This window comes from Streptomyces sp. NBC_00028 (genome assembly GCF_045041065.1).
Taxonomy (GTDB): Bacteria; Actinomycetota; Actinomycetes; order Streptomycetales; family Streptomycetaceae; genus Streptomyces.
In genome coordinates this window covers 8,352,323-8,369,393 of the sequence record NZ_CP108293.1, presented here as the reverse complement: position 1 = coordinate 8,369,393, position 17,071 = coordinate 8,352,323, and the positions used below count along the sequence as shown (strand labels likewise).

Sequence of the window (17,071 nt, the reverse complement as noted above, 5' to 3'; positions counted from 1 at the left end):
TTACCGGCGCCCGACCGGCACGGCCCCTCGGACGGACTCAGCCGATGCCGAACGCCCCGTCAGGAGGCTCGGGTGACGGAACCGCGTCCTCGTCCCGCACCGGCCGCGCAGCGCCCGTGAACGCCCGCAGGGCGTCCCCGTGCTCCACCCGGGCCGGAAAGGCGTCCGCGGCCATGAGCCGGGCCAGCGCGGCGGTGTCGAGGGGGCGCCGGGCGGCGACGACCACGGCGTTCCCGAACCGCCGCCCGCGCAGCACACCCGGCTCGGCGATCAGCGCGAGCTCCGGGAACACGGTCCCCAGCGTGGCCAGTTGGGACCGCAGGAACGCGAACGGCGCGGCATCGGCGAGGTTGGCCAGATAGACGCCCCCGTCCCGCAGCACCCGCCCCGCCTCGCGCACATACCCCGCAGACGTCAGATGCGCCGGCACCCGCGACCCCCCGAAGACATCGGCCACGAGCACGTCCGCGGAGTCGGCGGGCGCCCCTTCCAGCCACGTACGCGCGTCGGCGGCGTGCAGCGATATGCCGGCGCCGTCGGCGAGCGGCAGATGTTCGACCACCAGCTCCAGCAGGCCCCGGTCGGCCTCGACGACGTCCTGCCGGGAGCCGGGCCGGGTGGCGGCGACGTACCGGGGCAGGGTCAGCGCACCTCCACCGAGATGCAGCACGTCCAGCGGCTGTCCGGGCTCGGCCAGGATGTCCAGGACATGGCCGAGCCGACGCGCGTACTCGAACTCGAGGTGCGTCGGCTCGTCCAGATCGACATACGACTGAGGCGCCCCGTCGACGGTGAGGAGCCAGGCCCGTTCGCGGTCGACGTCCGGCATGAGCTTGGCGAACCCGTGATCGACGACACGGGCGACGGGGATGGCTTCGGTCACTTGTCCATTGTGCCTGGGCCTTCTTGGCCTGGGGGCGCGGGGAACTGCGCGACCAGCAACATACGGCCCGCAGTCCCCCACACATCGCAGCCACCCTCACGCAACGGCTGTCACCGTCCCCGCACCAACAGTCCGACCACCCTCACGAATGGCGAACCCGAGCCCGGGCTCCAGCGGCACATCCCTCCCCAGCTCGACAGTCATGGTGACCGTCTCCCCAGGCCGAGCAACCGCCACCTCACCAAGGTCGACGTCGCCCACCACATCCGCGGTCCGGATGTAGAACTGCGGCCGATACCCCGTCGCGACCGGCGTCGTGCGCCCGCCCTCACGCGAGGACAGCACATACACCTGAGCCGTGAACCGTCGTCGCGGCTCGACGGAACCCGGCGCCGCGACCACATGCCCCCGCCGCACCGCGTCCCGCGGAACGCCCCGCAGCAGCAGCGCCACGTTGTCCCCGGCCTGCGCCTCCTCCATGGGCTTGCCGAAGGTCTCCAGGCCGGTGACCACGGTGTCCACGGAGGCCCCGAGCACTTCGACCCGGTCCCCCACCTTCACCGTCCCCCGCTCGACCGCACCGGTGACCACCGTCCCCCGGCCGGTGATGGTGAGCACGTTCTCCACGGGCAGCAGGAACGGCGCGTCCACGTACCGCTCCGGCATGGGCACGTACGTGTCCACCGCGTCGAGCAGCGCCTCGACGGACGCCGTCCACCGCGGGTCGCCCTCCAGCGCGCGAAGCCCCGAGACCCGTACGACGGGGACCGCGTCCCCGCCGTAGCCGTGCGAGGTGAGCAGGTCGCGGACCTCCAGCTCGACGAGGTCGATGAGCTCCTCGTCGCCCGCGTCGGCCTTGTTGAGGGCGACGACGATGTGGTCGACGCCCACCTGCCGGGCGAGCAGGACGTGTTCGGCGGTCTGCGGCATGATCCCGTCGAGCGCGGAGACGACGAGGATCGCCCCGTCGAGCTGCGCGGCCCCGGTGACCATGTTCTTGACGTAGTCGGCGTGGCCCGGCATGTCCACGTGCGCGTAGTGCCGGGTGTCGGTCTCGTACTCGACGTGCGCGATGTTGATGGTGATGCCGCGCGCCGCCTCCTCCGGGGCCCGGTCGATGCGGTCGAACGGGACGAAGGCACCGGCGCCGCGGTCGGCGAGGACCTTGGTGATGGCGGCGGTCAGGGTGGTCTTGCCGTGGTCGACATGGCCCATGGTGCCGATGTTCAGATGCGGTTTGGTGCGCACGTATGCCGTCTTGGGCATGGCTGTACCTCGAAGCCTCGTAAGTGGCGATGGGGACCCCAAGGACTTGCCGACCCTCCCCCTGCGGGGTCCGCCGGACGATCCGGGGAGGGTCAGCTTCGGGCGCCGTCGACGGCCGTCAGGAAGACGGGCACGGCAGCCTTCGGTGCATCCGCGACCGCGGATGCTGCGAGGACGAAGGCGTGCCGGAACATGGTGTCGATCATCGCCGACGGTTTGCCCGACGTCGAACGATTTTTCAGGGCAGGGGGGTTCACGTCTTCAGGGCGGGGAGCTTCACGCCCCGATGTTCTTGAGCGCCTCCCGCACCGACAGCGGCGCGAAGCGTCCCTTCTCGCGCGCGAGGAAGCTCCGTACGGCCTCCGGGTCGGTCTTGGCGTACTCGCGCAGCGCCCAGCCGATCGCCTTGCGGATGAAGAAGTCGGGGTGTCCGGACTGGTGCAGGCAGTAGGTGAAGAGGCGTGCGGTGTCGGTGTGTTCCTTGTGGCGGAGCTGGTGGAGCAGCGCGGTGCGGGCGATCCACAGGTCGTCGTCCACGATCCAGGCGTCCATGTCCGCCTTGAGCGCCGGGTCGGCCGCGACGAGGGTGCCGACGACGTGCGCGGCCAGCAGGTCCACGGTGTCCCACCAGGGCACGGTGGAGACCAGGTGCCGGGTCACCGGCAGGAAGCCGGACGAGAGCACGCGCGCGTGGCGGCGCAGATAGTCGACGGCGAAGTACTGGTACTCGCGCTCGGGCAGCCGCCAGCAGCGCAGCGCGATGGCCGTGCAGTCGGCCTCGTCGGGGCGCGGCACGCCCTCCACGACGGTGCGGGACAGGGCCCGGCGGACGGGGGTGGTGAGGCCGAGGAAGGGGGCGACGTCCTTCATGTACGCGCGCATGGGCTCGGCACGCGCGGGGTCGGCCGCGGCGCCGTAGGTGGCCGTGAGCCGCTCCAGCACCGTGTCGGCGAGGGCGCTGCGCGGCAGTGAGGGAGATCCCACACCTGTGACGCTCATGAGACGAACCATACGGCGATCACACACATCGGTCGGTTAGTGTCACCGGATGCTCGATGCCACCACCCGCTCTGGGGGCACCGCCACGGTCCGTCCCCCGACCGCCGCCACGGAGCTCGCGCTCACCGCACCCCTGCCGGTCGGTCTCGCCGCCCGCTGCTCCAGAGCGCTGCTCTCGCCCTGGTCACGGCTGTCCCTGCTCGTCGCCCTGCTCGTGGGCGCGGGCGCGACCGTGCTCCTCTTCGAGCCACAGCGGCTGCTGGCGGACGGCTGGCCACCGCAGCTCGGCGGAGCCGCGGCGGCCCTGGTCTTCGCGGCGGCGTACGGCCTGTGCACGGTGGCCTTCGTCCCGCGCCCCCTGCTCAACCTGGCCGCGGGCGCCCTCTTCGGCACCCAGCTGGGGCTGGGTGCCGCCCTCGGGGGCACGGTGCTCGGGGCCGGCATCTCCTTCACCCTGGGGCGGATCCTCGGCCAGGACGCCCTGCGTCCGCTGCTGCGGGGCCGCTGGCTGAAGGCCGCCGACGGTCAGCTGAGCCGGCACGGCTTCCGCTCGATGCTGGCGGTGCGCCTGTTCCCCGGGGTGCCGTTCGCCGCCGCGAACTACTGCGCCGCCGTCTCACGCATGGGCTACGTCCCCTTCCTGCTGGCGACGGCACTCGGCTCGATCCCGAACACGGCGGCATACGTGGTGGCAGGCGCGCGCGCGTCGACGCCGACGTCCCCGGCGTTCCTGATCGCGATGGCGGCGATCGCGGTTCCGGCATTGGTCGGGGCAGCGGTGGCCTGGCGCAAGCGCCACCATCTCCGGGCGCGCTGAGCAACCTGAGGGGCGCGGGACTGTATCAATTTGCGGCTCCGCCGCGTGGGCGCGACCAGCCCGCAGCCGCTCAAACAGCCTCAAGCACCATGGCGTTGGCGAGTCCCCCCGCCTCACACATGGTCTGCAACGCATAGCGAGCGCCCCGCTCCCGCATCGCATGCACCAGCGTCGTCGTAAGCCGCGTACCGCTCGCCCCCAACGGATGCCCGATCGCGATGGCACCCCCATGCACGTTGACCTTGGCCAAGTCCGCCCCCGTCTCCTGCTGCCAAGCCAACACCACACTGGAGAACGCCTCGTTGACCTCGAACAGATCGATGTCGGCGAGCGACAGTGAGGCCCTCCGCAGTACCTTCTCCGTGGCCGGGATGACCCCCGTCAGCATCAGCAGCGGATCCGACCCGGTCACGGCGAAACTGTGCAGCCGCGCCAACGGCCGCAGCCCCAGACGGGCAGCCGTCTCACTGGACGTGATCAGCACGGCCGAGGCCCCGTCGTTGATCGGACTCGCGTTGCCCGCCGTGACGTTCCACTCGATCTGCGGGAAGCGCTCGGTGAAGGCCGGGTCGTAGTACGCGGGCTTGAGTCCGCCGAGGATCTCAGCGGTACTGGACGGCCGTACGCACTCGTCCCGCCCCACCCCGTCCAGCGGAGCCACCTCCGCGTCGAAGAGACCCGCGGTCCACGCCTCGGCCGCCTTGTGGTGCGAGGACACCGCGAAGGCGTCCATCTGGTCCCGGGTGATCGACCACTTGGCCGCGATGAGCTCGGCGCTGATGCCCTGCGGGACGAGGCCCTCGGGGTAGCGCTCGGCGACACCGGGGCCGAACGGGTCCTTGCCGGGCGGCACGTTGGACCACATCGGCACCCGGCTCATCGACTCCACGCCACAGGCCACGACGAGGTCGTACGCGCCCGCGATGACGCCCTGCGCCGCGAAGTGCACGGCCTGCTGGGAGGAGCCGCACTGGCGGTCCACGGTGGTCGCCGGGACCGTCTCCGGGAAGCCCGCCGACAGGGCGGCGTAGCGGGTGGTGTTCATGGCCTGCTCGCCGACCTGGTCGACGGTGCCGCCGATGACGTCGTCGATCAGCGCCGGATCGACGCCGGAGCGCTCGACGAGGGTGCGCAGGGTGTGGGCGAGGAGCTCCACGGGATGGACGTGCGCGAGGGAGCCGTTCGGCTTGCCCTTGCCTATGGGGGTGCGTACGGCTTCGACGATCACTGCGTCACGCATGGATGTGGCCTCCAGCCTGGAACACGGGCATTACCGGTCAGTAGGAAATCCAAACTCACCATAGCCCTGTGAGTTGGAAAATCAAACCCATTCCTGGAAGCCCCCTAGAATCGGCCCCATGGCCGCCCCCAAACACCCGCGCCCCTGCTCCATCGCCGACACCCTGGCGCTCGTCGGCGAGAAGTACTCCCTGCTCGTCCTGCGCGAGGTCTGCCTCGGCAACGGCCGCTTCGACCAGCTGGTGCGCAACATCGGCGCCCCGCGCGACATCCTCGCCACGCGGCTGCGCCGGCTCGTCGAGGCCGGGATCCTGACGAAGCGCGCCTACAGCGAGCGACCGCAGCGCTTCGAGTACCGGCCCACACGGGCGGGCCTGGAGCTGGAGCCGGTCCTCATGACCCTCATGGCCTGGGGCGACCGGCATCTGCACCAGGACGACGACCGGCCCATGGTCGTCGAGCACTCCTGCGGCAACGAGCTGCTCCCCGTCGTCACCTGCCGGGCCTGCGGCGCGGACGTGCGCCACGAGGACCTGAGCGCCCACCCGCAGGTCCCGGGCTGGACCGTGACGGGGCCGACGGCAGCGTAGCGACGCCCCGGCTCAGCGGTGCGCCCGGCAGAACGCGCGGACGGCCTGGTTGAAGTGTTCCGGCGCCTCCAGGTTGCTGACATGTCCGGCGCCGGGAAGCAGCACCAGCTCGGCGTCCGGGATCGCCGTCTCGAAGGCGCGGGCGACGTCCAGCGGTGACCGTGCGTCCAGCTCGCCCCACACCAGCAGGGTCGGCACGGCGATCCGGGGCAGCAGGTCGCGCTCGTCCGCCTCGGCCATCATCAGCAGCTGCGCCCCCATGGTCTCCGGGCGCACGTCCCGCGCCATCGCGTCGAGCAGCGGCACGAACCCGGCGGGCGGCTCCCCGGCGAACAGACCCGGCGGCGTCGGATCGAACTCCTCGCGCGGCGCCGCGAGCATCCGCCGCGTGCCCTCGACCCGGGCCGCCACCTCCTCGGGCGGCAGGGAACCCTTCCACCCGGCGTAGGTGTCGACGAGCAGCAGGGCCGAGACCAGCTCGGGGTGGTGGCGGTACAGCTCCAGTACGACCGTCCCGCCCCAGGAGAGGCCGGCGACACGGGCCGGGCCGAGCCCCACGTCCTCGATCACGGCGGCGAGGCAGTGGGCGTAGTCCGCGAGCGTGAAGCCGGGCGGCAGGTCGGAGGAGCGCCCGGCACCCGGCTCGTCCCACGCCACGACCGTGAACGCGTCGGCCAGCGCGTAGAGCTGCGGCCGCCACATCCGGGCGTTGAATCCCGCGCCGTGGACAAGGACCAGCGGCGGTCCCTGGCCGACGCGGTCGTAGGCGACCTCGACGCCACCCACCTGCACCGTGGCCATGCCTCCAGGCTAGGCGCGGGGGCCACCGGTGTCGCGACGTCCGCAAGCCCGGGTCAGCGACCCTCGAAGCCAGCCCGGCCCGGGTCGGCCGCCCTGGAAGCCAGCCCGGCCCGGATCGGCCGCCTGGAAGCCAGCCCGCGGCCCGGGTCGGGCACCCTGGAAGGCTGTCCGCGGCCCGGGGCGGCCGCCGTGCCAGACAGTCCTCGGCCCGGGTCGGCGACCCTCGAAGCCAGCCCGCGGCCCGGGTCGGCCACCCTGGAAGGCTGTCCGCGGCCCGGGGCGGCCGCCGTGCCAGACAGTCCTCGGCCCGGGTCGGCGACCCTGCCAGACAGCCCCCAGCCCGGGTCAGTCGCCTTGGAAGACTGTCCGCGGCCCGGGTCGGCCACGCTGCCAGACAGCCCGCGGCCCAGGTCAGTCGCCTTGGAAGACTGTCCGCGACCCGGGTCGGCGGCCCTGGAAGCCAGCCCGCGGCCCGGGTCAGTCGCCCTGCAAGACTGTCCGCAGCCCGGGTCGGCCACCCTCAAAGACAGCCCGCAGCCCGGAACGGCCACCCTGCCAGACAGCCCCCAGCCCAGGTCAGTCGCCCTGCAAGACTGTCCGCAGCCCGGGTCGGCCACCCTGCCAGACAGCCCCCAGCCCGGGTCAGTCGCCCCGGTAGACGTCCAGCCGCCCGCACATCCCGAACTTCCCGTGCTCCGACGGCTGTTCCGACCGTACGACCGCGTCGGCGAGATGAGAGAAGTCGCCCCGTTCGAGGCGGTCCAGCTGCTCCCCCGTGGCCGCGGCGGCAGCGGCCGCACCGTTCTTCCAGCGTTCCCGCCACTCGGCGAGCCGGGGCCGGACGAGTGCGGCGGCGGCCCGATGGAAGTCGGCCAGCCCTTCGGGAGCCGCCCGCAGCAGCCGGTACCCCTCCAGGGCGAGGTCGCGCCGGGCCCGGGCGATCCGCTCCCGTTCCGCCTCGGGCGCGTCCGCCGGGATCGTGGTCGCGGCGGCGTACGTCTCCAGGTCGGTCAGATACTCCGGCGGCAGGGTCAGCACCGCGTCCCCCGCCTCCGGCAGTCCGCTGTTCTGCATCAGGACGGTGATCCGCAGCCCACCCTCGTTGACCAGCCGATGGATGGTGCCCGGCGTGAACCGGGCGACCGTGCCGGGTACGAGGGGCGTGACCTCGTACCCGGCCGTCGTGAGGGTCTGCACGGCACCCCGGCCGCCGGTGACGACGTACGCCTCCGAACAGGTCAGGTGCATATGGGGAGTTCCGCCGTGCAGACCGTCGGCGGCGGGCCAGTCGTACACACACAGGTGCGAGACGGCGACCCCGCCGGGGAGCCCCGTCGACGGGGTCACCACGGGTGGGTGTCCAGGTACTTGGCGATCTCCTCCCGCTGCCAGGCGCCGTCGACCACGACGACGCGGTAGCGGCGGGTGAGGGTGGCGCCCGGGGCGAGTTCGAGCTCGTCGTAGAAGGCCCAGGAGGGGGCGACGCCCGCGAAGGGGTCGTTGCGGACGAACCAGTGGGCCGGGTGGGCGCCCCGGGTGCCGAGGTGGTCGTTCTCGGGGGCGTGCTCGAAGACGAGGGTGGCGTGGCCGTCCGTGCCGTCGTGCTCGCCGGAGAAGGCCAGCCAGGGCGCCTGGGCGCCGAGCAGTTCCGGGCCCTCGGCGTCCGGGGCGGTGATCCGGCCGTCGCGGAAGGCGCGCGGACCGCGCCAGAACAGGCCGGTGTACCCGGCGAGTTCGCGTCCGGCGGTCGTCGGGCTGCCGAGGCGCAGCGGCTCGTCGCGCCGGTTGGTGATGGCGCTCGTCCAGGTCAGTGCCCAGGAGCGGGACTCCTGGTCGACGTCGTGGATCTCGATCCGGCGCACCTCGTCGGCCCACAGCTCGCCGCTGTAGGGGTGCCAGGTGAGGCGCTCGGCGATGACGGCCCGGTCGTCGTGCGCGGCGACCTCGTCGAAGCCGACGTGGGCCATGGAGCCGACGCGCTCGGGGAGTTCGAGGTACCCCTCGCCGTGCACATAGGAGTTGCCGCCCCACAGGTTGGCACCCGATACATGCGAGGCGGTCAGGGACAGGCCCTTGTGCCAGCGGTGGTCGTTGGGCCGGTAGTCGGTGACGACGTCGCCGGTCAGGGTCCGCAGCGGGTGGATGTACGGCTTGGGGGCCTCCCACGCCGCCTCCGGCCGGTACACGTACGCGAGCAGCTCGACGCCGGTGACCGGGTCGGCCACGGTGATCCGGTCGCCGTGCGCGTGGACGATGCGCAGTGCGCTCATGCGGGTACCTCCTCACCGGACGCGACGTTTTCGGAGGATACGGCGGATACGGCCACCTCGGCGGCCGGAGCCCAGCCGGGGGCGTCGCCGTGCATGGCCGTGTGGAACGGGTCGCCCGGGCCGATCTCGCCCGCCTTGACGGTGACGTCCGTGAACGCCGACTTGTAGAGCGCGGCGACCAGTTCGAGGCTGGTGCGTCCGTCGGCTCCGCTGCCGCGCGGGCGTTCGCCGGCCCGCATGCTCGCGACGAGTTCGCGCAGCTGCTCCAGGTGCGAGCTGGGCACGTCCGCGCCGAAGTCCCGCCAGGCGTCGGCCTCGTCGCCCGGCACGTCGGCGGCCGGGGTGATGTGCCAGTTCGCGTTGGAGTGGCCGTACAGATGGGTGAGTTCGACGGTCGCGCGCTCGCAGTCGATGCGGATGCGGCTGACCTCGTCGGGGCTCAGGACGCTGTTCACGATCGTCGCCATGGCGCCGTTCTCGAAGCGGACCAGGGCGGTGGAGACGTCCTCGGTCTCCACGTCGTGCACCAGCCGCCCGGCCATGGCGCGGACCTCGCTCCACGGGCCCAGGAGGTCCAGCATGAGGTCCATCTGGTGGATGCCGTGACCCATGGCGGGGCCGCCGCCCTCGGTCGCCCAGCGGCCCCGCCAGGGCACGGAGTAGTAGGCGGTGTCGCGGTACCAGGTGGTCTGGCAGTGGACGACCAGCGGCCGGCCGAGGGCCCCCTCGGCGAGCAGCCGGCGCACATGCCGGGTGCCGGAACCGAAGCGGTGCTGGAAGACGATGGAGGAGTACGGGCCGCTCTCCGCGCCCTCCTCCGCCTCGACCGCGGCGTAGTCGGCCAGCGTCGGCACCGGTGGCTTCTCGCACCAGACCCAGGCCCCGGCGCGCAGCGCGGCGATGCTCTGGTCGCGGTGCAGGGTGGGCGGGGTGCAGATGGTGACCAGGTCGGGCCGCTGTTCGCGCAGCATGCGGTCGAGGTCGGTGTAGGCGTGCGGGACCCCGCCCGCCGCGCAGAACGCCTCGACGGCGGCGGCGTCGATGTCCACCGCGGCGACCACCTCGGTCTCGCCCTCGTCGGCGAGCGTGGCCAGCGCGGGCAGATGGGAGCCGCGCGCGATGGCGCCGGTGCCGATGACGGCCGCGCGGATACGGCGACCGTCCAAGGGAGTGAGGGGGGACATGGGCGTGATCAGCACTCCTCGAACGAACGGCGGACAGCGCCGACGCCTGCCACCCGGCCAGCAAGCGCTTTCTCTCCGCAGCAACCTAAGCGGCGAGACTATGACCGGTCAACAGGTCGTAGCCCAGCTCACGGGCTCTTCTCACACCCTGGTCACCGGTGCCCCACGAAGCCCCTGTGCCGGGCCCGTCACCACCGGACGCTAGGCTTCCCTCCGCACCCGCGATCACCGTGACCCGACGGTTCGGTGTGCCCGTCGCTCCTCCCACGATCAGCGCTTGGACTCCGTACCTCCATGTCTTGGTTTGAATCGCTCGTCCTCGGACTCGTCCAGGGGCTCACCGAGTTCCTGCCCGTCTCCTCCAGCGCGCATCTGCGACTGACCGCGGCCTTCGCGGAGTGGGAGGACCCGGGAGCGGCCTTCACGGCGATCACCCAGATCGGCACCGAGGCCGCCGTGCTGATCTACTTCCGCAAGGACATCGGGCGGATCATCTCGGCCTGGTTCCGGTCGCTGACCAACAAGGCGCTGCGCAGCGACCACGACGCCCAGATGGGCTGGCTGGTGATCGTCGGGTCGATCCCGATCGGCCTGCTCGGCATCACGCTCAAGGACCAGATCGAGGGCCCCTTCCGCGATCTGCGGATCACCGCGACCATGCTCATCGTCGTCGGCATCGTCATCGGCATCGCCGACCGCATGGCCGCCCGCGACGAGAGCGGCGGCAAGCACCGGGCGCCGACGCAGCGCAAGTCCCTCGAGGACCTGGGCGTGCGGGACGGCCTGATCTTCGGTCTCTGCCAGGCCTGCGCCCTCATCCCGGGCGTCTCCCGCTCCGGCGCCACCATCAGCGGCGGCCTGTTCATGGGGTACAAGCGCGAGGCCGCGGCCCGCTACTCCTTCCTCCTGGCCATCCCCGCGGTGCTGGCGTCCGGCCTCTTCGAGACCAAGGACGCGCTGGAGGGCGGCCATGTCGAGTGGGGGCCGACGATCTTCGCGACGATCATCGCGTTCGTCGTCGGTTACGCGGTCATCGCGTGGTTCATGAAGTTCATCTCCACCAAGAGCTTCATGCCGTTCGTCTGGTACCGCATCGCGCTCGGCATCGTGATCATCGTGCTCGTGTCGATGGGCGCGCTGAGCCCGCACGCGGCGGAGTCGGCGGGCTGACGGAAAGCCGGGCACACCTCCGGGCGCCTCGGGGGCGAAATCCAACATGTTCGCCCAGTGAACTCCGTGACCAATCACATACGTTGTGCGTAGCCGTTCGGTAGCGCAGTGTCAGTGCTTGCCCCTAGGCTTGTCGGCATGTCCCCCGATTCCATGGCCTCTGGTTCCGTGCGGTCTGCTGCCGAAGTGAACGAGCAGATCCGCGCGCTGTGGCTGCGGGCGGGCGGCTCGCTGTCACCCCAGGAGCGCGAGGAGTACGAGCTGCTGGTGGTCGAGTGGGCGGCCGCGATCCGCGGCAGCGTGATCGAGGCGGCCTGAACAGGGCTTCGGCGCTCAGTCGTTGACGGCTCCGTAGTGCAGGACGCCGTCGTGGGGCAGGAGGTAACCCATGCCTCGCTTCTCCGGCAGCCCACCGCCCAGCATCGCGGCTTCGGCCAGGCCGGAGACGTTCCAGCCGACCAGTCCCAGGCTGAAGGGCGCCTCGCGAAACGCGTCCGTCGCGACGGCGGCCAGCCAGTCGTCCGCGGCGGCGGACCGCTCGAACGGCCCCTCCGCGAACGCGACGCCCGCCTGCCGCAAGGCCGACAGCGGCACGCCGAAGTCCAGCCAGTCACTGCTGTCGTCGCCGCCCCTGACCGCCGTGGCCCCGAACGCCACCAGCTCTCCCGTGGGCAGCCGGACCCGCCCCAGCAGCTGCCCGAACTCCTCCAGCGCGGCGACCGTGCACGGCACGGCCTCCTGCTCCTCCGGCTCCCGGCCCCCGTGCCCGTAACACCCCTCCACCCGAGCCGCGGTCCACACCGCGTCCAGGACGGCTTGAAGCGCGGCGTCTTCCGTCGAGCCGACCTCGATGGCCAGCTCGTAGAAGCCCTCGGACCAGAACTGGTGGCGGAAGGAAGCGGCGTACGTCATCGCACGATGATCGCGCACCCCCACCCCTCCCGAGATCCGCTCCCTCCTAAGATCCGCCCATGGACCACCTCGACAGCGTCCCCCCGCGCCAGGGCCTCGTGATCTTCCTGAACGGCACGTCGAGTTCGGGCAAGTCGAGCATCGCGGCGGAACTGCTGCGGATGCTCGACGAGCCGTACTTCCATCTGCCGGTGGACGCGTTCCACGCGATGCGGTCGGGCGCACCCGTGCCACCGGACCAGCTGGGGACCGTCCTGCACCGCACCTGGCAGGGCTACCACCGGGCGGTCGCCGGCATGGCCGCGGCCGGCAACAACATCGTCGTCGACCATGTCCTGAGCGCCCGTTGGCGCCTCGACGACTGTCTGTCGCTGTTCGCCCCCGGGGACGTCGTACTCGTCGGGGTGCACTGCCCTGCCGAGGAGCTGGAGCGCCGCGAGCGCGAGCGCGGCGACCGGCCGGCCGGGCTCGCGGCCCGCCAGCTGGCACAGGTCCACGCCCACGGGATCTACGACCTCGAATGCGACACCAGCCGCGCCACCCCGCGCGAATGCGCCCTGCGCATCAAGGAGTTCCTGCCCCACCGCCCGACCCCGACGGCGTTCGAGCGGCTGCGCGCGGGCCGCTGACAGCTCGGATCAGCGGCCCCACACCTCAGAGTGCCCGAAACGCCGCGCACCGCACCGGAGCCGTCCTCGCTACCGTCGTGCCATGCGAGCGATCGTCATAGGCGCGGGCATCGGCGGGCTGGCGGCGGCGCTGGCGCTGCGCCGGGCCGGGGTCGAGGTGACGCTGGTCGAGCAGGCTCCGCGGTACACCGAGGCCGGTGCCGGGATCCAGCTCGCGCCCAACGCCACGCGGGTACTGCGCCGGCTGGGGCGGCTCGACGCGGTCGCCGCGCTGTCCGCGCCGCCCGGGCGGCTCAGCTTCCGTACCTGGTCCGACGGGAGCGAGATCTGCCGCTATCCCCTCGGGCGCGAGGTCGAGGACGCGTTCGGGGCGCCGTATCTGCAGGTCCACCGGGCCGATCTCCAGCAGGCGCTGGCCGCCGCGGTGCCGTCGGAGTCCGTGCGGCTGGGGACCCGGGTCGTGGGCGTCGACCAGGACGACAGGTCGGCCACGGTGACGACCGCGGACGGCGAACGCCTCGCCGCGGACCTGGTGGTGGCCGCCGACGGCATCCGGTCCGCCGCCCGGCAGTGGCTCTTCGGCGCCGACGAGGCGGTGTTCTCCGCGACGGCCGCCTACCGGGCACTGCTTCCGGCCACCGAGGTCGCCGATCTGGACCTCCCCGACACCGGGATCTGGCTCGGGCCGGGCCGGCACTTCGTCCACTACCGGCTGCGCCGGGGCGAACTCCTCAATGTCGTGGCCGTGTTCGGGACCAAGGCCGCGCAGGAGTCGTGGACCGCGCAAGCGGAACCCGGCGAACCGCTGCGGGCGTTCGAGGGATGGGAGGACCGGGTCGTCCAAGTCCTCGCCCGCGCGGGGCGGATGTACCGCTGGGGCATCTACACCCGCGCCCCGCTGGCCCGTTGGCACCTCGGCCGGGTCACCCTGCTGGGCGACAGCGCCCATGCCATGGTGCCCTTCCAGGCGCAGGGCGCGGCCCAGGCGATCCTCGACGCGTCCGTGCTCGGCGACTGCCTCACCGACGCGGCCTCGGACGACGTACCCGAAGCGCTGGACCGGTATGTGCGGCGGCGGCTGGCGGACGCCACCGGGATGCAGGCCCGGTCCGCGAGCGCGGGCGAGGAGTTCCATCTGCCGGACGGTCCGCAGGCCCGCGCGCGTAATGCCCGAATGGCGGCCCACGCGGCGGAGCACCGGTTCTGGTCGGCGTCGAGCGCCTGGGGCGTCGACGTCCTCGAAGATCCGGCTCCATGAGGAGGACCGCGCGCCCAACTGGCGCCCCGCGCCGCCCGATTGTCCGCGCACACCTCTTGGCCCGGCCCGCCCCATGCCCAACACTCGGCCCATGACGCAGCGTGTGGAGCTCGCCACCGTGATGGACCGGTTGGCCGTCGACGAACTGATCACCGACTACGCCGTGTCCGTGGACGACGGGGACTGGGGGGCGTACCGGCGACTGTTCGCCCCCGGCGGCCGTGCGGACTACCGGTCGGCCGGCGGGGTCGAGGGGGACGCAGGGCAGGTCGCCGCCTGGCTCGCGGAGAGTCTGAACCTCTTCTCCATGCGCCAGCATCTGATCGTCAACCGGCGCATCAGCTTCGGTGTGCTGGACCACGACACGGGCGACACGGCCCGGGTCCAGGCGGACTACGTCAATCCGATGCGCCTGGCATCGGACGGTGACGGCTCCTCGGCGCCCGACTTCGTGTGCGGTGGACGCTACGCCTTCGGGCTGCTGCGCACGGACGACGGCTGGCGGCTGCGCGAGGTGGTGGTGCACGAGAAGTGGCGGCGCCTTCCCGGCCCGCGGCCCGCGCCCGTGATCAACTGAGCCGATGCCCTCTGTCCCCGGGGCCTCCGCACCAAGCACACTGGAGGGACGCACGGGGTAGGGAGGCGCCGCATGAAGACGCTCGGCCACTGGCTCACCACCCCCTGGCGGAGATCCGCGGTCGCCGCCCTGGCCGGTGCCCTTCCCGTGCTCGCCTTCCCGGCCCCGTCGCTGTGGTGGTTCGCCTACGTCGCCCTGGTCCCCTGGATGCTGCTGGCCCGCTCCGCGCCGACCGGGAAGCGGGCGGCGTACGACGGCTGGGCGGGCGGGTTCGGATTCATGCTGGCGATGCACCACTGGCTGCTGCCGAGCCTCCATGTCTTCACGCTCCTCATCGCCGCCCTGCTCGGCGGGCTGTGGGCGCCCTGGGGGTGGCTGGTCCGGCACTTCCTCGCCGGCCCCGGCCGGCGGATCGTCGGCGCCTTCCTCGTGCTGCCGTCCGGGTGGCTGCTGGTGGAGCTCGTCCGGTCCTGGCAGGGGCTCGGCGGGCCGTGGGGGGTGCTCGGTTCCAGTCAGTGGCAGGTGGAGCCGGCGCTGCGGCTGGCGTCGGTGGGCGGGGTGTGGCTGATCAGCTTCCTGATCGTGGCGGTGAACGTCGCGTTCGCCGTCCTGGTCGTCGTCCCCCGCTCCCGCGTGCCCGCCGTCGCGGCCCTCGTCGCCACGGTCGCCGTCACCTCCGCGGCCTGGATGTGGTCACCGCGCCCCGACGCCGCCGGACGGGTCCGGATCGCGGTCGTCCAGCCGGGCGTGATCGACGGTCTTCGCAGCGGCGACAAGCGCTTCGCCCGCGAGGAGCGGCTGACCCGGGAACTCGCCGGTCAGGACGTCGACCTGGTCGTGTGGGGCGAGAGCAGCGTCGGCTTCGACCTCGGCGACCGGCCCGACCTGGCCGGACGGCTCGCGACGCTCTCCCGCGAGACCGGCGCCGACATCCTGGTCAACGTGGACGCCCGCCGCTCCGACAAGCCCGGCATCTACAAGAGTTCGGTGCTGGTCGGCCCGGACGGGCTCACCGGCGACCGCTACGACAAGATGCGGCTCGTGCCGTTCGGCGAGTACATCCCGGCCCGCTCCCTGCTCGGCTGGGCGACCTCGGTCGGCAAGGCCGCGGGCGAGGACCGGCGGCGCGGCAGCGGGCAGGTCGTCATGGACGTCGGGCACGGGCTGAAGATCGGCCCGATGGTCTGCTTCGAGTCCGCGTTCCCCGACATGAGCCGCCATCTCGCCGAGTCCGGCGCCGAGGTGCTGATTGCCCAGTCGTCGACCTCGTCGTTCCAGGACAGCTGGGCGCCGGAGCAGCACGCCTCGCTGGCCGCCCTGCGCGCCGCCGAGACGGGCCGCCCGATGGTGCACGCGACGCTGACCGGGGTGTCGGCGGTGTACGGCCCGGAGGGACAGCGGGTGGGCTCCTGGCTGCCCACCGACGCGAGCACGGCCGCGGTCTACGACGTCCCGCTGGCCACCGGCGTCACCCCGTACGTCCGCTTCGGCGACTGGCCGACGCACGCGGCGCTGCTGATCCTGGCCGCCTGGTGCGTCGCCCAGGGGCTGCGGTCCGTACGGCTCAGGCGGGCCGCTCCCGCACCGCGCGTACCACCCGCTCGCACAGCTCATGGGTCGCCAGCGCGTCCCGGGCGCTGAGCACCTTGCCCGCGCGCACGGCGTCGAGGAAGGCGAGGACCGCCTGTTCGATGCCGCGCTGCCGGGCCACCGGCACCCAGTCGCCGCGCCGGCGCACGGTCGGCTGGCCCTTGTGGTCGACGATCTCGGCGAGGTTGACGACCTGCCGCTTGGTGTCCTGCCCGGAGACCTCCAGGATCTCCTCGGCCGAGCCGCTGAGCCGGTTCATCACGCCGAGCGCGGTGTAGCCGTCACCGGAGAGCTGGAGCACGACGTGGTGCAGCAGCCCGTCCCGGACGCGGGCGCGCACGGTGACGTCGTCGATCGGGCCGGGGGCGAGGAAGCGCAGGGTGTCGACGACGTGGATGAAGTCGTCGAGGATCATCGACCGCGGTTCCTCGGGCAGCCCGATCCGGTTCTTCTGCATGAGGATCAGCTCGCGCGGATGGTCGGCGCACTGCGTGTACCCGGGCGCGAAACGCCGGTTGAAGCCGACGGCCATCGACACCCCGCGCTCCTCCGCGAGCGCCACCAGCCGCTCGGATTCGGCGAGTTCGTACGCCAGCGGCTTGTCGACGTACGTCGGTACGCCCGCCTCCAGCAACCGCGTCACGATCTCGGGGTGCACGGTCGTGGGCGCGTGCACGAACGCCGCGTCCAGTCCCGCGGCGAGCAGCGCGTCGAGGTCCCGGTGCCGCTGTGTCTCCGGCAGGCGCAGGCCGTCGGCGACCCGGGCGAGGGTGGCGGGCGTACGGGTCTGGAGGTGGAGTTCGACGCCGGGCAGGCCGCCGAGCACCGGCAGGTAGGCCTTCTGGGCGATGTCGCCGAGTCCGATGCAGCCGACCTTCACTGGCTC

The 17,071-nt window shown here is 72.3% G+C and carries 18 protein-coding genes; 8 read left to right on the top strand and 10 right to left on the bottom strand.

What is annotated here, in order from left to right; genetic code table 11:
- Window positions 1-37 precede the first annotated feature (37 nt).
- The 3 genes from OG885_RS37775 to OG885_RS37765 form a co-directional block, all read right to left on the bottom strand.
- The gene (locus tag OG885_RS37775) at window positions 38-883 is read right to left on the bottom strand and encodes a spermidine synthase (protein WP_405739657.1); all 846 of its coding nucleotides are present in this window, start codon (window positions 881-883) and stop codon (window positions 38-40) included.
- Window positions 884-979: 96 nt separating this feature from the next.
- Window positions 980-2,149: an elongation factor Tu gene (gene tuf / locus OG885_RS37770; RefSeq protein WP_405739654.1), complete on the bottom strand. Its 1,170-nt coding sequence runs from the start codon at window positions 2,147-2,149 to the stop codon at window positions 980-982.
- Window positions 2,150-2,425: 276 nt separating this feature from the next.
- The gene (locus tag OG885_RS37765; RefSeq protein WP_405739651.1) at window positions 2,426-3,148 is read right to left on the bottom strand and encodes a DNA alkylation repair protein; all 723 of its coding nucleotides are present in this window, start codon (window positions 3,146-3,148) and stop codon (window positions 2,426-2,428) included.
- Between the two features lie 49 nt (window positions 3,149-3,197).
- Here OG885_RS37765 and OG885_RS37760 point away from each other — a divergent pair, with 49 nt between their 5' ends.
- On the top strand, window positions 3,198-3,965 hold the full coding sequence (locus tag OG885_RS37760) for a TVP38/TMEM64 family protein (protein WP_405739649.1): 768 nt from the start codon (window positions 3,198-3,200) through the stop codon (window positions 3,963-3,965).
- Window positions 3,966-4,035: 70 nt separating this feature from the next.
- Here the strand turns inward: OG885_RS37760 and OG885_RS37755 are convergent, their stop codons facing one another.
- The gene (locus OG885_RS37755; protein ID WP_405739646.1) at window positions 4,036-5,205 is read right to left on the bottom strand and encodes a thiolase family protein; all 1,170 of its coding nucleotides are present in this window, start codon (window positions 5,203-5,205) and stop codon (window positions 4,036-4,038) included.
- Window positions 5,206-5,323: 118 nt separating this feature from the next.
- On the opposite strand from OG885_RS37755, the gene OG885_RS37750 reads away from it, so the two are divergent.
- Complete coding sequence (locus OG885_RS37750; protein ID WP_399960341.1) at window positions 5,324-5,794, top strand: winged helix-turn-helix transcriptional regulator; 471 nt, start codon at window positions 5,324-5,326, stop codon at window positions 5,792-5,794.
- 12 nt (window positions 5,795-5,806) lie between these two features.
- On the opposite strand, the gene OG885_RS37745 is transcribed toward OG885_RS37750, so the two are convergent.
- The 4 genes from OG885_RS37745 to OG885_RS37730 form a co-directional block, all read right to left on the bottom strand.
- Window positions 5,807-6,595 (bottom strand): alpha/beta fold hydrolase, encoded by a 789-nt coding sequence (locus OG885_RS37745; RefSeq protein ID WP_405739643.1) that lies wholly within the window; start codon window positions 6,593-6,595, stop codon window positions 5,807-5,809.
- 642 nt (window positions 6,596-7,237) lie between these two features.
- Window positions 7,238-7,843 (bottom strand): cupin domain-containing protein, encoded by a 606-nt coding sequence (locus OG885_RS37740; protein ID WP_405743060.1) that lies wholly within the window; start codon window positions 7,841-7,843, stop codon window positions 7,238-7,240.
- Between the two features lie 95 nt (window positions 7,844-7,938).
- A complete protein-coding gene (locus OG885_RS37735; protein WP_405739640.1) occupies window positions 7,939-8,865 on the bottom strand; it encodes a PmoA family protein in 927 nt (308 codons plus the stop codon).
- Window positions 8,862-10,049 carry a Gfo/Idh/MocA family protein gene (locus OG885_RS37730; protein ID WP_405739637.1) on the bottom strand — a complete coding sequence of 396 codons (1,188 nt, stop codon included), beginning with the start codon at window positions 10,047-10,049 and terminating at the stop codon, window positions 8,862-8,864. Before OG885_RS37730 ends, OG885_RS37735 begins: the two co-directional genes overlap by 4 nt.
- 294 nt (window positions 10,050-10,343) lie before the next feature.
- On the opposite strand from OG885_RS37730, the gene OG885_RS37725 reads away from it, so the two are divergent.
- Window positions 10,344-11,219: an undecaprenyl-diphosphate phosphatase gene (locus tag OG885_RS37725; RefSeq protein WP_405739634.1), complete on the top strand. Its 876-nt coding sequence runs from the start codon at window positions 10,344-10,346 to the stop codon at window positions 11,217-11,219.
- A gap of 138 nt (window positions 11,220-11,357) precedes the next feature.
- Window positions 11,358-11,537: a hypothetical protein gene (locus OG885_RS37720; protein ID WP_405739632.1), complete on the top strand. Its 180-nt coding sequence runs from the start codon at window positions 11,358-11,360 to the stop codon at window positions 11,535-11,537.
- 15 nt (window positions 11,538-11,552) lie between these two features.
- On the opposite strand, the gene OG885_RS37715 is transcribed toward OG885_RS37720, so the two are convergent.
- On the bottom strand, window positions 11,553-12,131 hold the full coding sequence (locus tag OG885_RS37715; protein WP_405739629.1) for a hypothetical protein: 579 nt from the start codon (window positions 12,129-12,131) through the stop codon (window positions 11,553-11,555).
- A gap of 59 nt (window positions 12,132-12,190) precedes the next feature.
- On the opposite strand from OG885_RS37715, the gene OG885_RS37710 reads away from it, so the two are divergent.
- From OG885_RS37710 to lnt, 4 genes are all read left to right on the top strand, one after another.
- On the top strand, window positions 12,191-12,760 hold the full coding sequence (locus OG885_RS37710; RefSeq protein ID WP_405739626.1) for a chloramphenicol phosphotransferase CPT family protein: 570 nt from the start codon (window positions 12,191-12,193) through the stop codon (window positions 12,758-12,760).
- Window positions 12,761-12,842: 82 nt separating this feature from the next.
- Window positions 12,843-14,018 (top strand): FAD-dependent monooxygenase, encoded by a 1,176-nt coding sequence (locus OG885_RS37705; protein WP_405739623.1) that lies wholly within the window; start codon window positions 12,843-12,845, stop codon window positions 14,016-14,018.
- Window positions 14,019-14,109: 91 nt separating this feature from the next.
- On the top strand, window positions 14,110-14,595 hold the full coding sequence (locus tag OG885_RS37700; protein ID WP_405739620.1) for a nuclear transport factor 2 family protein: 486 nt from the start codon (window positions 14,110-14,112) through the stop codon (window positions 14,593-14,595).
- Window positions 14,596-14,667: 72 nt separating this feature from the next.
- Window positions 14,668-16,236 carry an apolipoprotein N-acyltransferase gene (gene lnt, locus OG885_RS37695; protein ID WP_405739617.1) on the top strand — a complete coding sequence of 523 codons (1,569 nt, stop codon included), beginning with the start codon at window positions 14,668-14,670 and terminating at the stop codon, window positions 16,234-16,236.
- Here the strand turns inward: lnt and OG885_RS37690 are convergent.
- A complete protein-coding gene (locus OG885_RS37690; protein ID WP_405739614.1) occupies window positions 16,160-17,065 on the bottom strand; it encodes a Gfo/Idh/MocA family protein in 906 nt (301 codons plus the stop codon). The two genes, lnt and OG885_RS37690, sit on opposite strands and share 77 nt — an antisense overlap.
- Window positions 17,066-17,071: the final 6 nt, after the last annotated feature.